Below are 15,160 nucleotides of genomic sequence, written 5' to 3' on the forward strand. Positions count from 1 at the left end.
TCTTTACGCAGTTAAACGATGAAAAACATCACCAGAGATCTATGCCACAGCTGAATTTTAGCTTGGGTGAACCTGAAGTCACCGTTAACGTAAGAATGTCCGACAAATCACTACAAGGAGTGAAACGTGCAAGAATCAACTTGGTACGTCATTGCGATGATTGTGTACTTCCTCGTAATGGCAGCCATTGGCTACTGGAGCTACAAACAAACCGACGAATATGACGATTATGTTTTGGGCGGCCGTGGCCTGCACCCATTCGTAGCTGCTCTCTCCGCCGGCGCATCCGATATGTCCGGCTGGCTGCTTATGGGTCTGCCTGGCGCGCTCTTCCTTTCCGGTTTTTCCGAGCTGTGGATGCCTATCGGCCTCCTTATCGGTGCATGGGCTAACTGGAAGTGGATTGCGCCGCGTCTGCGCGCTTACTCGGAGGTTGCGGGCGATTCCATTACGGTCCCCTCCTTCTTCGAGAACCGTCTGCGCGATAAGTCGCGCATGCTGCGTATTATCTCCGCAGTTATCATTATCTTCTTCTTTACCTTCTACGTCTCTTCCGGCATGGTCTCCGGTGGTCGTTACTTCGAGTCCACCTTCGGTGGCGACTACATCACCGGTATGTTGGTCATCGCCGCAGTGACCATTTTCTACACCTTCATCGGTGGCTTCCTGGCAGTGTCCTACACCGACGCTATGCAGGGCATGCTGATGTTCGTCGCCCTGCTGATCGTGCCAATCATGGCGCTTTTCGCTCTTGACGATGCCGGCGCGATCTTCTCCTTCGCTACCGAAAACAGCTACGCTACCGACGGGGCTCTCGAGCCAAACGATAACTACTTCTCTCTCTTCGCCGGTGTTTCCGCTGGTGTTATCGTTGGTAACGCCGCTTGGGGCCTTGGCTACTTTGGTCAGCCGCACATTATCGTGCGCTTCATGGCGCTGCGTAAGCCTTCCGACGCCAAGCAGGGCCGTTTCTACGGCATCACCTGGATGGGTCTTTCCGTCATCGGCGCTATCTTCGTTGCGCTTACCGGTACCGTGTACTTCACCCAGTTCGGTGAAACCATCACTGACCAAGAAAACTTCGAGACCATCTTCTTGGATATGGCTCAGGCCATGATGCACCCATTGCCTGCAGGTTTCGTCTTGACCGCAGTTCTGGCAGCGATCATGTCCACCATGTCTTCCCAGATGCTCGTGGTGTCCTCTTCCCTGATTGAGGACCTCTACCTCATCATCGCAAAGCGCAAGCCTTCCGAGGGCGTTCTGATTAACCTGTCCCGTACCGCCGTTGTGGCCATCGCGGTTATCGCCGCACTCCTGGCTATCAACCCGTCCGACTCCATTCTTGGCCTGGTCGGCTTCGCATGGGCTGGTTTCGGTTCCGCATTCGGTCCGCTGGTCATCCTGGCTCTGTACTGGAAGCGCCTCAACGCAACCGGTGCAATCGCCGGTATGGTTACCGGTGCAGTCGTCGCCATCGGTTGGGGCATGTCCCCGCTCGGCGATTCCCTCTACGAGATGGTTCCGGGCTTCTTCTCCGCACTCATCGTCACCGTTCTGGTCACCTTGGCTACCAAGCAGCCAGACCAGGAGGTCTTGGACGAGTTCGAGGAAGCCGAGAAGCTTGCCAAGCTCGTTGAGAAGGACGACTCCCTGGACTTCGAGGAAGCAGCAGAAAAGGTTTCCGATAACAAGTAGGAACCTTCCCGCACCTCGCGGAGTCCAATAGGACATGAAGTCCTATTACCTGGCCGCGCTATCATGCATAACCGCTCTCGTTATCGCATGGTATGCGTGGCCTTTTCCGCGTTTTGATGTCTCCACCGTTCCATCCCGCGCGGAATTGCAGGGCTACGACCGCGACGAGTTCGGCGGTTGGCAGCCCAACGGTGCATGCACCACGCGTGAGGCCATCATGGAGAACCAAGCCAGCGAGGCGTTCGCAGACTGCCGGCCGCAATCCGGCACGCTCTATGACCCCTACGCGGGCGAGATGATTTCAGCCACCTCCTCTATTGAGGTCGACCACATCTTCCCACTTTCTGCCGCCTTTGACATGGGTGCCGCACAGTGGGACCAAGACACCAAGATCCGCTTTGCCAACGATCCCCTCAACTTGGTGGCGACCAGCCGGAAGCTCAATCAGGAAAAGTCTGATTCCCTCCCCTCTGAGTGGTTACCGCCCGCTAACCGCTGCGATTACTCGCGGCGCCTCGCAAAAATCGCGCGCAAGTACGAGTTACCGTTGCCCCGCGCGGATGTCCGTGCAATGAGAAGGCAATGTCGGTTCGATTTCTAGCAGTTAAATTGATTAGGGTGAACAAGGCAACTTTTCTTAACTGAAGGGCATCCTCCATGACTACTTTGTTCATCTTCCTGCACGTGGCAGCGGCCATCGTTTTGCTCGGCCCCGTGTGCATTTCCACCTCCATCTACCAGACCCAGCTGCAGGGCGCAGCGCAGGGCGATAAGACTGCCCTCGGCGCCGCCCGCAACCTGCACAACATCACCAACACTTACGGCTACATTTCCGCCCTCGTGCCGGTCCTTGGCCTTGCAGTGTTCCTGTCTGATATTGAAACCTTCAAGAGCCAGGTCAACTTCCACATCGCCATCCTCGTGGCCATCATCGCGTGGTGCCTGCTCTTCTTCCTCATCCTCCCTAAGCAGCGCACGGCGCAGGCAGCCCTAGAATCCGGCGATACCGCCAACCTGGGCTCCATCAAGAAGTCCCTGTCCGCTTTCGGCGGCGTCTTCAACCTCCTGTGGATCATCTGCCTTATCCTGATGTACATCTAGGAAGCCATTTACTCTCCGGGGACAGTGTCATCGCTGTCCCCTTTTTCATGCGTGGACTCCTCTCTGAGCTCTTCTTTTAGTTGCTGCGCATCTGCGTGCGCATTCTCCCGCCGCTTCTGCGTGGCCTGCGCTACCGTCTGCGCCCACCTGCGGTTCTTCGGCGCCAGCGGTCCGCTCGCGGAGTCGTAGACCCACGTAGAGTCATCGAAAAGCCAGACGATGTCCCCACTTATCGGGTCCTTGATATAAAACGCCCTCCCATCGGTCTTTATATTGTGATGGTGCTGGCACAGGCAAGTGAGGTTTGCCGCCGAGGTCGGCCCACCATCTGCAAAGTCGTGCCGATGGTCCATCTGGGACGCCACCGCCGGCCGCGTACAGCCTGGCCACCGGCACGTGCCATCCAAGCCCTCTACAAACGCCCGGATATCTGGCGGAGTCACATAATTCGGGCTCTCCGCCTGACCGGCCTTCTCCATATCCCTTGTCGTTGTCGCGCGAGCCTGTAGGTCATCCGCGGTCTCCGGCGATACCCAGCCTAAGTTCTGTACAAACGCGGGCGCATCCGGCAGGTCGCAGCGATACATATTCAACACGACCTTGGCCTTCGCCTGCGCCTTTCCAGTCAGCAGCTCCACTGCGGCCTCAGCCATCGTGAGGTCCTTGTCCGTAGCGATATCCCGAATATTGTGGTCGATTATCTCCGCGGTTTCCAACCCGACGTCCAGGCAAACCGCGGCCCACTCCCCGCCTGTAGGTTCAACGCTATATGCTTGCTTGCGGCGCGGATCCCGCGCGGCAATGGAGGGATCGAGGCGCACGATGAGCTCGCGCAGCTTGCGGCGGAGATTGCGGTGCGAGGGCAGCTTTTGATTGGGACGGGTTGGGGTCAAGTAGTTGGTCAGGGCGTCATCGATAGTGAATTTCTTCTCCGCATCAATGGCGCCGAGTTTGGCTAGGGTTTGGTCAATCGTAGTGAGTCGGTCTAAATCTAAATGGAAATGCTGTTCTTGCCGAGCGCGCAGCCGCGGCAGCTCTTTTAATCGCTCGAAGGCGAAAATAATATTTCTAATGCGGGACTGACGCGCCCCGGTTAAATCAGACAGGGATTGGCTAATAATTTCGATATCGTCATCTGAGCCAGGATGAAGCTTCTCCCAGAACTGGTACTCCGCTTTCCTAATTTCCGTAGCTGCACGGGAGGTAGAATTTTCTGGATTGGTATTGGCATAATATGGCGCATTCATGGACTTTCTTTCGAGAGATTTACTAGAACATGCTTTCGCCATACACCATACAAAACCGCCCCGACACGCTACCCCCGTTTATAGTAAAAGCGCAGGTCACAGGGCATGAAAAAAGGGCCTCTAAAAAGAGGCCCTTTGGAGGTTTAATTAGTCGCGGAAGCGACCACCGTGCTTGCGGCCACCGCCGCCGCCATCACGGCGAGGCGGGCGACCGGTATCCTTCTGAATCTTGATGAGCTGGCCAGAAATCCGGGTATCCTTCAGGCGGTCCAGCACAGCCGGGTCCATGTTCTTCGGCAGGTCCACGAGCGTGTGCCCCACCGCAATGGTGATGCGCCCGAAGTCCTTGGCAGACAGGCCACCTTCGTTGGCGATTGCACCGACGATGGCACCCGGGCGGACATTCTGGCGCTTGCCGACGTCCAACCGGTACGTCTCAAAGTCACCATCCGGCCGCTTGGAGCCGCCGCGGTTCTTGCCGCCACCCTTGAAGTCACGGTCGCGCTTGCGGTCATCGCGATCGCGGCGGTCCTTCTTTGGCTTGGGCAAAGGCTTGTCTTCCAATAGGAAGTTCTTGCCACCCTGGTGCATGACGGCCAAGGCCGCGGCGATGTCATCCATCGCGACGTCATTGTCTTCCGAGTACTTGCGCACCAAGTTGCGGAAGAAATCGGCCTGCTTGTTGTCCATGGACTGGGTAATGGCCTGCGCAAACTTTTCCTTGCGCTTCTCATTGACCTCATCGACGGACGGCAGATCCATCTCTTCGAGGCGGGCGTTGGTCACGCGCTCGATGGAGCGCAGCATGCGGCGCTCGCGCGGGGTGACGAACAGGATTGCCTCACCGGAGCGACCGGCACGGCCGGTGCGGCCGATGCGGTGCACGTAGGACTCGGTATCGTTCGGGATGTCGAAGTTCACCACGTGGGTGATGCGCTCCACGTCGAGGCCACGCGCGGCGACATCGGTAGCGACGAGGATGTCTAGGCGGCCATCCTTGAGCTGGTCGACGGTGCGTTCGCGCTGCGCCTGGGCGATGTCGCCGTTAATGGCAGCGGCGCTGTAGCCGCGATCGCGCAGGGCCTCGGCCACCTCCTCGGTCTCGTGCTTGGTGCGGCAGAAGACGATGATGGCGTCATAGGTAATGACCTCGAGGATGCGGGTGAAGGCATCCATCTTTGCGCGGTGCGGAATCAGCAAGAAGCGCTGCTTGATGTTGTCGTTGGTGCGACGCTCGGACTTAACGGTTACTTCCGCCGGGTTGTGCAGGTACTGCTTGGACAGACGGCGGATGGCGTTAGGCATGGTGGCGGAGAAAAGCGCCACCTGCTTGCGGTCCGGGGTGCTTTCCAGGATGCGCTCGACGTCTTCCTGGAAGCCCATGTTCAGCATCTCATCGGCCTCATCGAGGACGAGGAACTGCAGCTGGGACAGGTCAAGCGAACCCTTTTCCAGGTGGTCGATGACGCGACCCGGGGTACCCACGATGACCTGGGCGCCGCGGCGCAGACCAGACAACTGGATGCCGTAGGCCTGACCACCGTAGATGGGAAGAACCTCGATGCCTTTGAGGGTTTCCGCGAAGGATTGGAAGGCGTCTGCAACCTGCAGGGCCAGCTCGCGGGTAGGCGCGAGGACGAGCGCCTGCGGGTGGCGCGCCTGCGGGTCAAGCTGGGACAAGACCGGCAGCGCGAAGGCTGCGGTTTTGCCGGTACCGGTCTGTGCAAGGCCCACGACGTCGCGGCCTTCCATCAGGATCGGGATAGTTTCTGCTTGGATGGGGGACGGCGTGGTGAAGCCTACTTTCGCAACGGCTTGCAGAATTTTATCTGGCAGGCCGAGGTGCTCGAACCCCTGGGAGTTGTCGTTGGCCGAGTCCTTGGACTCAGCGCCGGTGCCCTCAGAAGTATTCGCAGCCCTGGTGTCCTGGTTGACACCTTGCGAGTTGTCCTGAGATTCCGACTTATTAAAATCTTCCGGCTCGTTTACGCCGCCGGTGGCGTTATCGGTAATGCTCATTGCTCGTCCAACCCTACGCGATACCGGCGGCAAACTCCATTCCTCGCTATACCCCCGCCACGAACGTGCGGTAGCTCAGCGGCATGCCCGGCCGGTAGGCCAAGTGCACCGCGCTGGGAGCATCGAGCACGTGCAGGTCAGCGGCAGCTCCTTCCACCAGGGTGCCCTTCGCGGGGCGGCCCTGCGGGTCGAGTCCGTTGCCCACATTATGGCGGCGCAGCGCCGTGGCACCGCCGGTGGTGGCGGCGTGGATGGCCTCATCGACGGATAGATGCTGCTGCAGGACAGCCGTGGTCACGCAGTAATTCATCGACGAGGTATAGGAGGTACCTGGGTTGAGGTTGGAGGCGATGGCGAGGGTGGCGCCGGCATCGAGAAGCGCACGGCCAGGCGCTAAGGGCTCGCGCGTGGAGAGATCGCAGGCTGGGAGCATGGTGGCCACGGTCTCGGATGCGGCGAGCTTTTCGATGTCACTATCGCTCAGGTAGTTCACGTGGTCCACCGAGGCGGCGCCGAGATCGACCGCGAGGCTAACACCCGGGCCCTCGCCAAGCTGGTTGCCGTGCACGCGCAGGCCAAGGCCCAACTTTTTACCGGCTTCGAGAACGCGGCGCGACTGCTCTTCATTGAACGCGCCGCGCTCGCAGAAGACGTCGATCCACTGGACGTATTCTGCAACGCCGTCCAGCATCGGACCGACGACCTCATCGAGGTAGTCTTCCGCATCCGCTCCCGGCGGCACGAGGTGGGCGCCGAGGAAGGTCACGTCGTCGACGTGCTGGGATGCCACGCGCGCGGCTTCCACTTCAGATTCCGTGTTGAGGCCATAGCCGGTCTTGGTCTCGAAGGTGGTGGTGCCACCGCGGCGGCCGGCGGCCACGCGCTCGGCGACGAGCTTATCCAAGCGGTCTGCCCCCGCCTCCCGGGTGGCGTCCATGGTCACCGCGATGCCGCCGGCCTCGTAGGAGCCGCCGGACATGCGGGCCTCGAACTCGGCGGAGCGGTCGCCGTCGAAGACCATGTGGGTGTGCGAATCCACCCAACCGGGCAGGACGGCGCGCCCGCCCAAGTCCACCTGGTCATCGGCGGCGGGCGCCTGGGAAGCGGGGCCAATCCAGGCGATGGTGCCGTGGTCGGCGATAAGGGCGGCATCGTTAAGCGTGCCGTGCTCGCTGACCGTGCGGAGTTCAGAAATTCCGGTAAAAAGTGTGCTCATTTAATCCCTTGCCTTAAATTCCATGGGAACGCGAACGCCGCGCTCCTTGGCTACTTCCTCTGCGCGAGAGTACCCGGCATCGACGTGGCGGATAACGCCCATGCCTGGGTCATTGGTCAGCACGGCGCGCAGCTTGGCGGCGGCGAGAGCGGTGCCATCGGCAACCGTGACCTGGCCGGCGTGGATGGAGCGGCCCATGCCCACTCCGCCGCCGTGGTGGAGGGAGACCCAAGTCGCGCCGGAGGATACGGCGGTCATGGCGTTAAGCAGCGGCCAGTCAGCGACGGCGTCGGTGCCATCGAGCATGGCTTCGGTCTCGCGGTACGGGGATGCAACCGAGCCGGAGTCGAGATGGTCGCGGCCGATGACGATGGGGGCCTTGATCTTGCCCTCGCGCACGAGGTCATTGAAGAGCAGGCCGGCCTTGTGGCGCTCGTTGTAGCCGAGCCAGCAGATGCGGGCGGGCAGGCCTTCGAACTCGACGTATTCCTCGGCGGCGTCCAGCCAGTTGTGCAGGTGCTCGTTCTCCGGGAACAGCTCCTTCAGGGCTTGGTCGGTGACCTTAATGTCTTCTGGATCGCCGGACAGCGCTGCCCAGCGGAACGGGCCCATTCCCTCGCAGAACAGCGGGCGGATATAGGCGGGAACGAAGCCTGGGAACTCGAATGCGCGCTGGTAGCCGGCATGGCGGGCCTCATCGCGGATGGAGTTGCCGTAGTCAAAGACCTCGGCGCCCTCGTCCTGGAATTCCACCATCGCCTGGACCTGTGCGGCCATGGATTCGCGGGCCTTTTTGGTAAAGGTCGTGGGATCGGCCTTGGCCTCGGACTGCCAGTCATCCACGGTAATTTCGGTGGGCAGGTAGGACAGTGGGTCGTGCGCGGAGGTCTGGTCGGTGACGATGTCTACCTTGAACTCCCCGGCGCGCTGGCGGCGCAGCACCTCGGGGAAGACCTCGGCGGCATTGCCCACCAGGCCCACGGAGAGGGCCTTTTTGTTTTCCTTGGCATCGAGGACCAACCGCAGGGCCTCATCCAGGTCGGTGACCACTTCGTCGAGGTAGCGCTTGTGCTGGCGGCGGCGCAGGCGGTGCTCATCCACGTCCACGATGAGCACTGCTCCCCCGTTAAGCGTCACGGCGAGCGGTTGGGCACCTCCCATGCCGCCGCACCCACCGGTCAGGGTCAGGGTGCCGGCCAGGCTGCCCTCGAAGCGCTTCTTGGCCACGGCTGCGAAGGTCTCGTAGGTGCCCTGCAGGATGCCCTGGGTGGCGATGTAGATCCAGGAGCCGGCCGTCATCTGGCCGTACATCATCAGGCCCTCGTCCTCGAGCTTGCGGAAGTGCTCCCAGTTAGCCCAGTCGCCCACCAGGTTGGAATTGGCAATGAGCACGCGCGGTGCCCATTCATTGGTCTTCCAGATGCCCACCGGCTTGCCGGATTGGACGAGGAGGGTTTCATCGCTTTCTAAGTCCTTCAGCGATTCCACGATGGCATCGAAGGCCTCCCAACTACGTGCTGCGCGGCCAGTGCCGCCGTAGACCACGAGGTCCTCGGGGCGTTCTGCCACCTCTGGGTCGAGGTTATTCATCAGCATGCGCAGTGGCGCTTCGGTTTGCCAGGATTTTGCGTTGAGTTCGGTGCCGCGGGGTGCGCGGACTTCGCGTGGTTCAGACATGGCTTCCTTTCGCTCGTGCTTATCGACGCCGTGCCCTACCCCAAGGCCGGTTTCCCGGGGCTGTCTCCCGGGGGCTTGGCGAGCGTCACAGATATCAATTTAGTGTGATGCACAACGTATTTAGAGCTTGCACAGTCACCAACTGTCTGGCATTTCAGACTCTGCGGCTACGATGGCATCCATGCGCCACATATTGCCCGCCCTCGCCGCCGCCTGCCTGCTGGCAGGATGCTCCAACCAGCCAGAGGAAGCTCCAGAAGAACCAGAAAACTATGTGGCCCTCGGGGATTCCTACGCGGCGATGGGCTCGACGACGCTCCCTCTCGATCCGCCCGATTCCTGCGCACGCGCGCAAGATTCCTATCCGGAGCTCGCCGCGCAGGACATCGCCACGAGCTCTTTCCGCAATGTCGCCTGCCAGGGCGCGAGCACGCTCGATGTTTTATCCTCCGCGGGCGAACACCCCGCCCAGGTGGACGCGCTGGCCGCGGATACGTCCCTTATCTCCTTGAGCATCGGCGGCAACGACGTAAGCTTTGTGCGCCTGACCCAATGCGCCACGGACGATATGTGCCAGGATGAGTCCGGCCCTCAGGTGGAACTGGAACTACACGATCTGCCCCAACGCCTGGACAAGGTCTACGGGGAAATCGCCCACCGCTCACCTGAGGCAAAGGTCATTGCCACCGGCTATATCCCCCTCATCAACCCGGGCGAGACCTGCCCTTTCATAGAAAAAATCCCGGCCACAGACCGGGAGTGGCTGGCAGATACCATCCAGCGCATCAATCAAACAGTGCGCGAGGCCGCCGAGCGCAACGACGCCACCTACGTGCTGCCTGATAATGCCTCGCAGCACTCCGCCTGCTCTGCCGAACCGTGGGTGGACTTTACGGGGCAGGATACCGATTCCTTCCCCATGCACCCCACCCATGCGGGCCAGGTGGCGATGGCGCAGGCGGTTAGCGCAGCTCGCTCGTAGCGGCCTCGACGGCATCGATCAGCGCGCCAGACTTGACCAGGCGCACGGTCTCCTCGATTTCCGGCGATAGGTAGCGGTCGGTGCCGGGACCAGGAACGGTCTCGCGCAAGGCGGCAATGACCGCGCCGGTGCCGCCAGCGGGCGTTCCCTCGCGCATGTCGATGGCGCGCGCCGCGGTGAGGATCTCCACGGCGAGCACGCGCTGCAGGCCATCGACTGCCTTGCGCAGCTTGCGGGCGGCGGACCAGCCCATGGACACGTGGTCTTCCTGCATGGCAGAAGAAGGAATGGAATCGGCCGAGGCCGGGGTAGCCAGGCGCTTTAATTCGCTGACGATGCCAGCCTGGGCGTATTGGGCGATCATGTGGCCGGAGTCGACACCGGGGTCATCGGCAAGAAAGGCGTTCAAACCGCGGTTGCGGGCCGGATCCAGGAAGCGGTCGGTGCGGCGTTCAGAAATGGACGCCAGGTCCGCGGTGACGATGGAAAGGAAATCGAGCGCATAGGCCACCGGCGCGCCGTGGAAGTTGCCGTTGGAGACCACGCGGCCGTCCTTGGCCACCACCGGGTTATCCACGGCGGCGGCGAGCTCGCGCTCTGCTACCTGCGCGGTGTGCGCCAAGGTATCGCGGAAACCGCCGGCCACCTGCGGCGCGCAACGCACCGAGTAGGCGTCCTGGACCTGGTTCTTCTTGAACTCCTCCAGAGCTGCGGCGAGGATTTCGGAGCCGTCTGCCACCTGGCGGATATTGGCGGCAGAATCGGCCTGGCCTGGGTGCGGGCGCAGCTGCTGCAGGTCATCGGCAAAGACCACGAGGGTGCCAAGCAAGCCTTCTACCGTCATGGCGGTGGCGATATCTGCGGTCTTGGCGGCCGCGCGCAAGTCAGTAATGGCCAGGCAAAGCTGACCCAGCATGCCGTCGGTGCCGTTAATCAGGGCAAGGCCTTCCTTCTCGCGCAGCTCCAGCGGCTCGATGTCGGCGGCGGCAAGGGCCTCACCGGCGTCCTTCAGCTCGCCGTTCACACGCACCTCGCCCTCGCCCAGCAGCGCTAGGGCGCAGTGGGCCAGCGGAGCCAAGTCGCCGGAACAGCCCAGTGAACCGTATTCGCGCACCACCGGCACGATGCCGGCGTTGAGCGCCTTGGCGTAGGTCTCTACCACTACTGGGCGCACGCCGGTACGGCCGGTGCACAGGGTAGAAAGGCGCAGCAGCATGAGCGCGCGAATGACTTCTTCTTCCACCTCCGGACCGGTGCCGGCCGCGTGGGAGCGCACCAAGGATAGCTGCAGCTGGGCGCGCATCTCTTCTGGGATGTGGCGGCGGGCTAGCGCGCCGAAACCGGTGGAGATTCCGTAGACCGGCGTGGGATCCTGCGCCAGTTCTTCGACCCGGTCGCGCGTGGAGGCGACCTCGTCCAGGGCCTCGGCGGAGATTTCTACCGTGGCGCCGTAACGGGCAACGGCCACGACTTCCTCAATGGTCAGCGCTCCGACGCCGACGGTAACGGTGGATGGGTATGCATTAGGCATGATGACTCCTAGTGTCTTTAGGGCAGCAAAATATAGCTCACGTCACAGCCTAACGCGCTAGCCCGCATGGTACCTCACTTTTCGCGCTGGCGATACATTTTCCCCGCAACTTTCTCCGCGGCCTGGCCCAGCGCCGCGATGAGCGCCTCCACCCTATCGCCCGGCGTGGACACGGGATAGGTCACCGCAATGGCCGCCGCGGGCCGCTCCAGGTGGTCCAGGATGGGCACCGCCACCGAGGCCTGTCCCCGCGAGATTTCTTCCACCTCTTGGTCCCATCCGCGCGCAAGGGCCCGGTCCAACTGCTTTTTCAGGAGACCAAAATTTTCCCCGCCTGCGGTATCGAATGCGGCCTTGACCTCCCATTCCGGCAGGTGTGCCAGCATCACCCTGCCCGAGGCAGTCTTATGCGCCTGCAAGCGCACCCCCACCTCCGTAACCAACGAGGTCGCACCCGGCGCGCGGACTTCCTGCAGGTATAAAATCTCCGAGCCCGCCATGCGCGAAAGATGCCCGGATCCACCAACGAGCCGTGCGCATTCCTCCAGGTCGCGCGTGGCCATACGTACCAGCGGTTGCTGGGTTACATACGCAGAGGCCATCGAGTACGCGGCCAGCCCCAGGCCGTAGGTCTTGTGCTCCGGCAGGTGGGCAACGAACCCGGCATCGACCATTTCCGCGAGCAGGTGGTACGTGGTCGAGCGCGGCAGGCCGAGCTCGCCTTGGATGCGGGCGGCGGAAATCGGGACATCGATAGTAGATAGCAGCTTGAGGATGTCTAGGGCATGGCGCGCGGCGGGGACTCGGTTAGCACTCACAACGTCCAATTATATTCCGCCATTGACAGACAAATTCACCGCACGCTTCTAGTATCGGCACTATGAATACCGAATCAGCCCCACTTTTTACTCCCGCCCCCGAGTGGTCCGGCCGCTCCGATGGCCCCGGCGCCGAGCACGCGCGCTGGCATAGCGTCATCAACCAGGCCGAATCCGCGCCCGTGACCCTGCTGAGCTTTGCCTCTGATGAGGGCGTGCTGCGCAATGGCGGCCGCCAGGGTGCCGCCGCCGGCCCCGCCGCCCTGCGCACAGCCCTTGGCTCCCTAGCGGTCCACCACGGCCACGCGCTTGCCGATGCCGGAACCATCACCACCCAAGGCGATGATCTCGACGGCGCACACGAGGCCCTATCTGACAAGGTCGAAGAACTCGTCCGCAGCGCTACCCTGCCGATTATCTTGGGCGGCGGGCACGAAACCGCCTTCGGCTCCCACCGTGGCCTGTTCCGCGCGCGCGGTGCCACCCCGATCATCAACTTGGACGCCCACTTCGATCTCCGCCACGCGGACCACGCCACCTCCGGCACGCCCTTTACCCAGATTTCCCAGCTCACCGATGACTTTGACTACACCGTCTTCGGTATTTCCCGCCCCAATAACACCGCGGTGCTCTTCAACGATGCCGATAAGCTCGGCGTCAACTACACCCTGGATGAGGAGCTAGTGAACCTCACCCCGGCCGATTGCGGCACGCTCGCCACCCAGGCCACCGCCACCGCGGACAAGGTCCACCTCTCCATCGACCTGGATGTCCTTCCCGCCTCCACCGCGCCGGGCGTATCCGCCCCGGCTAGCCTCGGCGTTGCCTACGAGCGCATCCGCGCCCTGGCGGTCGCCATCGCCGCGACGGGCAAGCTCGCGCTTGTCGATGTCGTCGAGCTCAACCCCACCTTCGACATAGACAACCGCACCGCCAAGGCGGCGGCGCGGCTTATCGATGACATCGTTAATGCTCACCTCACTGCGGTAAGCGGGCAGTAAGACTCAGAACAAGAGGTGCGCAATCGGGGTCGCAATCACGATGGTGAGGGCGACGCGCTCAAACCAGATGATGACCAGGTGGGATAGCTTCACCGGAATCTTGGTGGCCAAAATGCACGGCACCAAGGCGGAGAAGAAGATAATGGCAGAGACCGCCACGACCCCGATGACGAATTTCAGCACCATGGAGTCACTGCCTGCCACCGCGGTAGCCGGCAGGAACATCTCCGCAATGCCCATCGCCGCGGCCTTGCCGCCGAGTTCCGGCTCCGGCAGCTGCACAATCCAAGCAAAGGGGTAAAACAGGTACCCAATCCATTCAAAGATCGGGGTAAACCGCGCAAGCAGCAAGCCAATAAGGCCCACCGACATAATGGACGGGACGATGGCCGCGGCCATGCGCACGCCGTCGCGCAGGTTATCCCAAATGGCCTGTGGCAGCGACGGCGCGCGCTGCAAAGCCAGCATCGCCTCGCGCCACGCATTCTTAAACCGCGATCCTTCTACCGGCTTTTCCGGGTCTGGCTCTACACCCGCGCAATATTCATCCGGGATCGTCCGCAGCGGCGGGATGCGCACGGTAATGGCCGTAACCACGAACGTCACCAGCAGCGTGACGGCAAAGTAGGTGCCCCAGATATTCATCAAATCCAGCTGCTTGGCCACGATGACCATAAACGCCGCCGATACCGTGGAAAACCCCGTGGCAATAACGGCAGCTTCCCTGCCGGTATAACCGCCCTTTTGATAGACGCGGTCCGTGACCAAAATGCCCAGCGAATACGAACCTACGAAGGATGCCACCGCATCGATGGCGGATCGACCCGGCGTCTTCCACAGCGGGCGCATGATGGGCTGCATCAGCACCCCAACAAATTCCAGGAGCCCAAATCCAATAAGAAATGCCAGGAAGGTACCGCCGATGGGCACGATAAGCCCCACCGGCGTGGCAATGGAGTTCCACAAGAAGGGAACCAAATCTTCATCACCTAATACCCACGGCAGCGCGTCAATAACCATGAGGAAGGAAATGATGGCACCGGCGATATTGAGGACCGCAAAGACCGCCTGCAGCGCGCTTTCCTTAAACGCCCCCGTACTAAAGCAACGCACCGTTCCATACACGGCGAGCGCAAAAATAAGCCACGGCACCACCGCCGGAATGCTATCGCGCACGATGGTGACCATGTGGTCCAAAGGAATGGAGTTCTTTTCCTTATATGTCACAGGAAAGAAGAACACGAACGCGCCAATGGCGCTATAAACAAAGAGTTTCCACCGTCCCTCAGGCCGCGGGACTTCCCCGTCATGGCTCTGGATGGAGGAATTAACTGAATTAGTAGATGTCACGATAGACCGCCCCTCAAGCTTGCATGATGATCAAGCCCGCGCGACAGCCTGACGCGAACATTGGGAATATGTTAGCTAAATTACATCTTGTTGTCTAGCGTTTCCTGGCTCAAGGCACAATGGAACTATGTCTAACCCCATCCGCGTCGTCGGTGCCGTCTTTCACGATGGCAACCGATTCCTCGCCTGCCGCAAGAAGCCCGGAAAACCCCTAGAAGGACATTGGGAATTTCCAGGCGGAAAAATCGAACCGGGAGAATCACCCGAACAGGCTTTAGCCCGCGAAATTCGCGAGGAACTCAACCTTACTGCCCGCGTAGGTAGCAAGCTCGCGACGACCACCTACGAATACGACTTCGCCACCATCGAACTAACCACCTTTTATTGCACGCTCATCAGCGGCGAGCTTCGCCTGAGCGATCACGACGCAACCAAATGGGTTACCCCCGCAGAAGCTATGGAGCTGACCTGGGCGCCAGCGGATATTCCAGCCGTGGAAAAGCTTTGCCCTTAGAATCTT

Annotated in this window: 13 protein-coding genes; 6 read left to right on the forward strand and 7 right to left on the reverse strand. The window is 61.2% G+C overall.

Features of this window, described 5'->3' with window-relative positions:
- The first annotated feature begins 126 nt into the window (after nucleotides 1-126).
- Genes putP through ACP8KU_RS06880 form a run of 3 tightly spaced genes read left to right on the forward strand, consistent with a single transcriptional unit; the run spans nucleotide 127 to nucleotide 2,799 of the window.
- Nucleotides 127-1,698 (forward strand): sodium/proline symporter PutP, encoded by a 1,572-nt coding sequence (gene putP / locus ACP8KU_RS06870; protein ID WP_005282330.1) that lies wholly within the window; start codon nucleotides 127-129, stop codon nucleotides 1,696-1,698.
- Between the two features lie 34 nt (nucleotides 1,699-1,732).
- Nucleotides 1,733-2,299 carry an HNH endonuclease family protein gene (locus tag ACP8KU_RS06875; protein WP_023017757.1) on the forward strand — a complete coding sequence of 189 codons (567 nt, stop codon included), beginning with the start codon at nucleotides 1,733-1,735 and terminating at the stop codon, nucleotides 2,297-2,299.
- Between the two features lie 56 nt (nucleotides 2,300-2,355).
- Entirely contained in the window at nucleotides 2,356-2,799 is a 444-nt protein-coding gene (locus ACP8KU_RS06880) for a hypothetical protein (RefSeq protein WP_005280147.1), read from the forward strand.
- A gap of 8 nt (nucleotides 2,800-2,807) precedes the next feature.
- Here ACP8KU_RS06880 and ACP8KU_RS06885 read toward each other — a convergent pair whose 3' ends face one another.
- The 4 genes from ACP8KU_RS06885 to ACP8KU_RS06900 all read right to left on the reverse strand — a co-directional run bounded on the left by ACP8KU_RS06885 (nucleotide 2,808) and on the right by ACP8KU_RS06900 (nucleotide 8,958).
- Nucleotides 2,808-4,046: an HNH endonuclease signature motif containing protein gene (locus tag ACP8KU_RS06885; RefSeq protein WP_484483496.1), complete on the reverse strand. Its 1,239-nt coding sequence runs from the start codon at nucleotides 4,044-4,046 to the stop codon at nucleotides 2,808-2,810.
- A 147-nt stretch (nucleotides 4,047-4,193) separates the two neighbouring features.
- Nucleotides 4,194-6,065: a DEAD/DEAH box helicase gene (locus tag ACP8KU_RS06890; protein WP_023017755.1), complete on the reverse strand. Its 1,872-nt coding sequence runs from the start codon at nucleotides 6,063-6,065 to the stop codon at nucleotides 4,194-4,196.
- A 46-nt stretch (nucleotides 6,066-6,111) separates the two neighbouring features.
- Nucleotides 6,112-7,281: an imidazolonepropionase gene (hutI, locus tag ACP8KU_RS06895; RefSeq protein ID WP_239267832.1), complete on the reverse strand. Its 1,170-nt coding sequence runs from the start codon at nucleotides 7,279-7,281 to the stop codon at nucleotides 6,112-6,114.
- A complete protein-coding gene (locus tag ACP8KU_RS06900) occupies nucleotides 7,282-8,958 on the reverse strand; it encodes a urocanate hydratase (RefSeq protein ID WP_484483497.1) in 1,677 nt (558 codons plus the stop codon).
- Nucleotides 8,959-9,139: 181 nt separating this feature from the next.
- Here ACP8KU_RS06900 and ACP8KU_RS06905 point away from each other — a divergent pair, with 181 nt between their 5' ends.
- Nucleotides 9,140-9,940, forward strand: a complete 801-nt coding sequence (locus tag ACP8KU_RS06905; RefSeq protein WP_288747995.1) for an SGNH/GDSL hydrolase family protein — start codon at nucleotides 9,140-9,142, stop codon at nucleotides 9,938-9,940.
- Here the strand turns inward: ACP8KU_RS06905 and hutH are convergent.
- Together hutH and ACP8KU_RS06915 are read right to left on the reverse strand one after the other, a co-directional pair.
- Nucleotides 9,921-11,471, reverse strand: coding sequence for a histidine ammonia-lyase (hutH, locus tag ACP8KU_RS06910; RefSeq protein WP_484483498.1), 1,551 nt, complete (start codon nucleotides 11,469-11,471; stop codon nucleotides 9,921-9,923). The genes ACP8KU_RS06905 and hutH overlap by 20 nt on opposite strands.
- 74 nt (nucleotides 11,472-11,545) lie before the next feature.
- A complete protein-coding gene (locus ACP8KU_RS06915) occupies nucleotides 11,546-12,289 on the reverse strand; it encodes an IclR family transcriptional regulator (protein WP_035108613.1) in 744 nt (247 codons plus the stop codon).
- A gap of 62 nt (nucleotides 12,290-12,351) precedes the next feature.
- On the opposite strand from ACP8KU_RS06915, the gene hutG reads away from it, so the two are divergent.
- Nucleotides 12,352-13,290, forward strand: a complete 939-nt coding sequence (gene hutG, locus ACP8KU_RS06920) for a formimidoylglutamase (protein WP_484483499.1) — start codon at nucleotides 12,352-12,354, stop codon at nucleotides 13,288-13,290.
- A gap of 3 nt (nucleotides 13,291-13,293) precedes the next feature.
- Here the strand turns inward: hutG and ACP8KU_RS06925 are convergent, their stop codons facing one another.
- A complete protein-coding gene (locus tag ACP8KU_RS06925) occupies nucleotides 13,294-14,640 on the reverse strand; it encodes a YjiH family protein (RefSeq protein ID WP_484483500.1) in 1,347 nt (448 codons plus the stop codon).
- Nucleotides 14,641-14,767: 127 nt separating this feature from the next.
- Here ACP8KU_RS06925 and ACP8KU_RS06930 point away from each other — a divergent pair, with 127 nt between their 5' ends.
- On the forward strand, nucleotides 14,768-15,154 hold the full coding sequence (locus ACP8KU_RS06930; protein WP_237791955.1) for a (deoxy)nucleoside triphosphate pyrophosphohydrolase: 387 nt from the start codon (nucleotides 14,768-14,770) through the stop codon (nucleotides 15,152-15,154).
- Nucleotides 15,155-15,160 lie beyond the last annotated feature (6 nt).

The sequence above is a fragment of the Corynebacterium sp. LaCa_282 genome (assembly GCF_057198125.1).

What these genes read in the sequence shown, in the direction of transcription:
- ACP8KU_RS06875 (WP_023017757.1), top strand. Translation starts at nt 1,733, where the DNA reads ATGAAGTCCTATTACCTGGCCGCGCTATCATGCATAACCGCTCTCGTT.
- ACP8KU_RS06880 (WP_005280147.1), top strand. Translation starts at nt 2,356, where the DNA reads ATGACTACTTTGTTCATCTTCCTGCACGTGGCAGCGGCCATCGTTTTG.
- ACP8KU_RS06885 (WP_484483496.1), bottom strand. Translation starts at nt 4,046, where the DNA reads ATGAATGCGCCATATTATGCCAATACCAATCCAGAAAATTCTACCTCC.
- ACP8KU_RS06890 (WP_023017755.1), bottom strand. Translation starts at nt 6,065, where the DNA reads ATGAGCATTACCGATAACGCCACCGGCGGCGTAAACGAGCCGGAAGAT.
- hutI (WP_239267832.1), bottom strand. Translation starts at nt 7,281, where the DNA reads ATGAGCACACTTTTTACCGGAATTTCTGAACTCCGCACGGTCAGCGAG.
- ACP8KU_RS06900 (WP_484483497.1), bottom strand. Translation starts at nt 8,958, where the DNA reads ATGTCTGAACCACGCGAAGTCCGCGCACCCCGCGGCACCGAACTCAAC.
- ACP8KU_RS06905 (WP_288747995.1), top strand. Translation starts at nt 9,140, where the DNA reads ATGCGCCACATATTGCCCGCCCTCGCCGCCGCCTGCCTGCTGGCAGGA.
- hutH (WP_484483498.1), bottom strand. Translation starts at nt 11,471, where the DNA reads ATGCCTAATGCATACCCATCCACCGTTACCGTCGGCGTCGGAGCGCTG.
- hutG (WP_484483499.1), top strand. Translation starts at nt 12,352, where the DNA reads ATGAATACCGAATCAGCCCCACTTTTTACTCCCGCCCCCGAGTGGTCC.
- ACP8KU_RS06930 (WP_237791955.1), top strand. Translation starts at nt 14,768, where the DNA reads ATGTCTAACCCCATCCGCGTCGTCGGTGCCGTCTTTCACGATGGCAAC.